This is a genomic window from Syntrophorhabdaceae bacterium, from assembly GCA_028698615.1.
GTDB lineage: Bacteria > Desulfobacterota > Syntrophorhabdia > Syntrophorhabdales > Syntrophorhabdaceae > Delta-02.
The window spans coordinates 1-4,189 of the sequence record JAQVWF010000098.1; the positions used below are offsets into that span (position 1 = coordinate 1).

Genomic DNA, 4,189 nt, shown 5'->3' on the forward strand with positions numbered 1-4,189 from the left:
CGATGAGTTAGGCATCACAGCTTCTGGCGGATAGGTATGAAAGGGCCTCCGTGATCATAACGACCAACCTCGGGTTTGCCGACTGGACAGCTCTTCGGGGACCCGACCCTGACGGCTCCGACGGGGGTGGCCGGGTTCATCATAACAGGTGGCCGGCTTGCTCCGGAATGGGTGGCCGGCTTGGGTCATAATAGGTGGCCGACTTCAGCGGAATAGGCAGTGGGTCATTTTTAGGTGATCACAGTGGGTCATTTTTAGGTTGTCATTGCCATGCAGGTGAGAAAAAACGCTCAAATGAATGCTATTTCCAAGGGAAAGTATAAAACACGAGAAGGAGGAACATAAGGTGGGAGACTGGAACGTGCAAAAGCAGACAGAGAGTATTCAAGAAAAGCGGGTTTTGGGAATGACAGGGACCGCATCGAAGTCTGGGTTGAAAGGGAGAAGGACAAATCCGCTCCCTGTCTGTGTGGTGGAGTTCTTTCTTCTTCCCATATTTTTCAGCGATTGGTAGCTATTCCCGGTGTTTCGGGCGAATCCGATGCTATTTCACTTAATATGAGGGATTTTACTTCAACAAAGGATGTTGAAACAGAAAAACTGAACATAAGGAGGCTTCTTTGCCAAATCCCAATTACAACGCAGATGATATGAACCCGGCATACCCGGCCATGGGAATGGACGAGGGACAGGGCATGCAGGGAGACGACGTCGAGATAGACAACCGGATCAAGGAACTGCTCCTTTCGACGCACAACCTGTATCTCATCGGGCAGATGCATGAGAAAGAGATCAGAGAACCAGGAGGAAAAACCCGCCCTACGCAAAGTCTGACAAGTTGTGTACGGCGTACACAGTTTGCACCATTTTGCGTAGGGGCTGTTTTTGGGGCGGACAATACCGGAAGGCTTCGACATGACAGGAACAAGACTATAAACGAACAGGAGGATAGGGTATTATGAACGGTAAAAACGTGTTTACAGGGATAACGGACGATGCCGGGACAGAACAACAGATGGCCATAGGGTTCCGTGAAAGCCAGATGCAGCTCATGGACGTGACGAAGATCATCCCGAACGGCCTCCAGCCGCGGCGTTCATACGACGAGGGAAAGCTGGAGCTCTTGACGGAGAGTGTTAAGCAGGACGGTGTGCTGCAGCCGATTATCGTGAAGCGCCGGGGGGAATCGTACCTCATCGTTGCCGGGGAGCGTCGCTGGAGGGCGGCCTGCAAGGCAGGCCTGCGCATGATACCGGTCATCATCAAGGACGACGACGATGCCACACCGGCGGATGAAGTCGCGGTCCTTGAGAACATGCAGAGGGAGAGTCTGAACACCGTCGACGAGATATATATGATCAAGGAGTTCTTCGACCGCGGCAAGGATATAAAGCGGATCATGGTCCTCACCGCGCGTTCGAGGAGTTACCTGTACGTCGCAAGGAGGATTGCAGGGTTTTTCGTGAAAGCTGTCGCCGGGAATTTTGCTACATATGACTCGCTCATGGAAACATGCCGCAGGTTCGGAATAAAGACCCTCGAACAGGCGGTACGGGTATGGGAGACCACCGACGATCTCCAGTCGGCCATGTACGTCCTCGAGAAGGATACGTCGGCCGCGGTCAGGGAAACCGCCGAAATCGCCGTGGCAGAAGCGGAAGAACACGCCGAAGGCACTTCAGGGAAGGTCAAAGCGCCCGCTGAAGCTCCCGTTACGACCACGACAGCCGGGGAGAATGGCAACGGTGCTGCAGAAGAGTTGCCTGTGGCTTCCATGGAACCTGTCCACGACCCCATCGAAACTGTCGAACCTGTTACCGCTGACCCACCGGTCACCGCACAGGACGATGATGTGGCGGAAGAACTGGTTGTTGAGCAAGCAGTTGAGGAAGCTGGGGACCGCCCGCTTGACCCCCTTGCACATGATCCCGCAGGCGAGGTGGAGCAGGTCACCGAAACCCGGGAATCTGGTTCTTTCGAGCCGGAGGAAATTGAGGGGAAAAGTGCTACCAAGTATACGCAAAATGCCGAAATTCCCCTCCAGGGGGAGGACGAAACACCTTTCGATAACTCTGTGGGGGAAGTAGAAAAACCCCCGGAAACGGGGACTTTTTCAGACACCTCCGCCCCGTCTTTCCCGGCCCCTGAGTCGCCCTTTGAAAGAGACGGCAGCGGGCCCGAAGGCGGGGAAAATGCCCACAAGATATCGGGCAAGCTCTTGCTGAAGGAATTCGCATCCCTCAAAGAGCATATCGAGAATTTGTCGGGAGTCCAGAGCGCGGCGCTTAAAGTGAGGGAGAACCACAGGGAAACCCTCGCCGCGCTGGTCCGCGACGTGGAATTTCTCCTGCCTTCCTTGACAGGTGCTATATCAGCCATAGAGGCGCATTTATCCGCAATTGGAAGAAAGAAAGATTCTTGACAGACACTACCTACCCATCTGGAGATATCAGAAAAGCTACGGTATATAGATGGAAGATCAATTAAAGAAATATCGATGCTTATGAATGACATCTGTAGAATACTAACGGGCCTTATCAAGTCCTTAAAAGCGGTAAAGTGTGAACAACTCAAGAAGCCGTAAAGCGTAGAGCGTGAGGGATAAAACAATCAGCGTTGTTGTTCAACGCCTTACGCTTCACGGCTTTTCATCAGTTCACTGCTTGCAACAGCTGTGTCTTTATCTTGTTCGCGCCATCCACGTAAACCTTCTTCGGCTTGAAGGACTCCAATTCCTGTTCCTCAAGACTGGCGTAAGTGGCGATTATGATGATGTCGCCCTTTTTGGCCTTGTGGGCCGCGGCGCCGTTGATGCAGATAACGCCCGAATCCTTGTCGCCCCGTATGGCGTAAGTGGCGAACCGCTCGCCTGATGTCACGTTGTAGATCTCGACCCGTTCGTAAGGGATGATGTTCGCTTTATCCATGAGCTGGGAGTCGATGGTGATGCTTCCCTCGTAATCAAGGTTGCTGTCGGTGACCGTCGCCCTGTGGATCTTTGATTTCATCATGGTCCTTCTCATTGTCATGCCTCCGTTAATATCGTGTTATCGATCAGCCTCGTCTTGCCTATGCGGCACGCCACGGCGAGGACAGCCTTTCCTGCGACAGCCGGGACATCCTCCAGCGTCCCGGTATCACATATGTCAATATATTCGACGTCAATGCCATCTTCCTGGTGAAGGATATCATCAACGGCTTTTTTAATCGTATCGGTGTTCCGCTCGCCGGACCGTACCATTTCCTCAGCTTTTCTCAATGATGCACTGATAAGGCGGGCCCTGTCCCTTTCCGTATCGCTGAGATAGGTGTTCCGTGAGCTCATCGCCAAACCGTCGGATTCACGGACTGTGGGATAGGGGACTATCGCGACATCCATGTTGAGGTCCCGGACCATGCGTTCGATGACCATCAACTGCTGGTAATCCTTCTGACCAAAAACGGCATAGTGAGGTTTGACTATATTGAAGAGCTTTGACACCACGGTGGCCACCCCGGTAAAGTGCCCGACCCTGGTTTTCCCGCAGAGATGCTCCTCGAGCTTCTTGACCTCGACGTAGGTGGTAAAGCCCTCTTTATACATCTCGCCGTCATCGGGAAAGAAGATGATATCCGTGCCTTCTTTCTCGAGGAGGGCCGCGTCGCGGTCGAAATCGCGGGGGTACCGGGAGAGGTCCTCGGTGGGCCCGAACTGGATAGGGTTCACGAATATGCTCGCTACGACGACATCGGCGAGTTTGCGGGCCTCCCTGACAAGAGCGAGGTGACCCTCGTGCAGGTAGCCCATGGTGGGCACAAAGGCGATACGCCTGTCCTTCCTCAGTTCGTCGGAGGTGCCCTGCATTTCGGAGACGGTTCGGATTATTTTCATATCAGTGGAATGACTGGCTATCGTCGGGAAAGGTCCCGGAAGTGACCTCGTCTATGTACCCCTTGACGGCCTTGTCTATCTCCTCGGTAAGATTAAGATACTGCTTCACGAATTTGGGCCGGAAATCCCCGAGAAGGCCCAGGAGGTCATGAATGACCAGGACCTGTCCGTCGCAATCCGGTCCTGCTCCAATACCTATGGTGGGAATCGTCAGCATTTCGGTGATCTCTTTGGCCAGCTGTCTGGGAACGCACTCAAGGACCACCATGAACGCGCCTGCCGCTTCCACGGCCCTGGCGTCGTCGATGAGCTTTTCGA

Annotated in this window: 5 protein-coding genes; 2 read left to right on the plus strand and 3 right to left on the minus strand. The window is 53.6% G+C overall.

What is annotated here, in order from left to right:
• Positions 1–620: 620 nt before the first annotated feature.
• Both PHC90_14605 and PHC90_14610 read left to right on the plus strand, forming a co-directional pair.
• Complete coding sequence (locus tag PHC90_14605; protein ID MDD3847576.1) at positions 621–962, plus strand: hypothetical protein; 342 nt, start codon at positions 621–623, stop codon at positions 960–962.
• Entirely contained in the window at positions 959–2,422 is a 1,464-nt protein-coding gene (locus tag PHC90_14610) for a ParB/RepB/Spo0J family partition protein (protein ID MDD3847577.1), read from the plus strand. The genes PHC90_14605 and PHC90_14610 overlap by 4 nt, the downstream gene beginning before the upstream one ends.
• 229 nt (positions 2,423–2,651) lie before the next feature.
• Here the strand turns inward: PHC90_14610 and PHC90_14615 are convergent, their stop codons facing one another.
• From PHC90_14615 to PHC90_14625, 3 genes are all read right to left on the minus strand, one after another.
• On the minus strand, positions 2,652–3,011 hold the full coding sequence (locus PHC90_14615) for an aspartate 1-decarboxylase (GenBank protein ID MDD3847578.1): 360 nt from the start codon (positions 3,009–3,011) through the stop codon (positions 2,652–2,654).
• Between the two features lie 14 nt (positions 3,012–3,025).
• Positions 3,026–3,871, minus strand: coding sequence for a pantoate--beta-alanine ligase (panC, locus tag PHC90_14620; protein ID MDD3847579.1), 846 nt, complete (start codon positions 3,869–3,871; stop codon positions 3,026–3,028).
• A 1-nt stretch (position 3,872) separates the two neighbouring features.
• The coding region (locus PHC90_14625) for a 3-methyl-2-oxobutanoate hydroxymethyltransferase (protein ID MDD3847580.1) at positions 3,873–4,189 on the minus strand (317 nt) is incomplete at its 5' end.

Excerpts from the sequence above, each read along its gene's own strand:
- PHC90_14610 (MDD3847577.1), top strand. The coding sequence starts at position 959 with ATGAACGGTAAAAACGTGTTTACAGGGATAACGGACGATGCCGGGACA.
- PHC90_14615 (MDD3847578.1), bottom strand. The coding sequence starts at position 3,011 with ATGATGAAATCAAAGATCCACAGGGCGACGGTCACCGACAGCAACCTT.
- panC (MDD3847579.1), bottom strand. The coding sequence starts at position 3,871 with ATGAAAATAATCCGAACCGTCTCCGAAATGCAGGGCACCTCCGACGAA.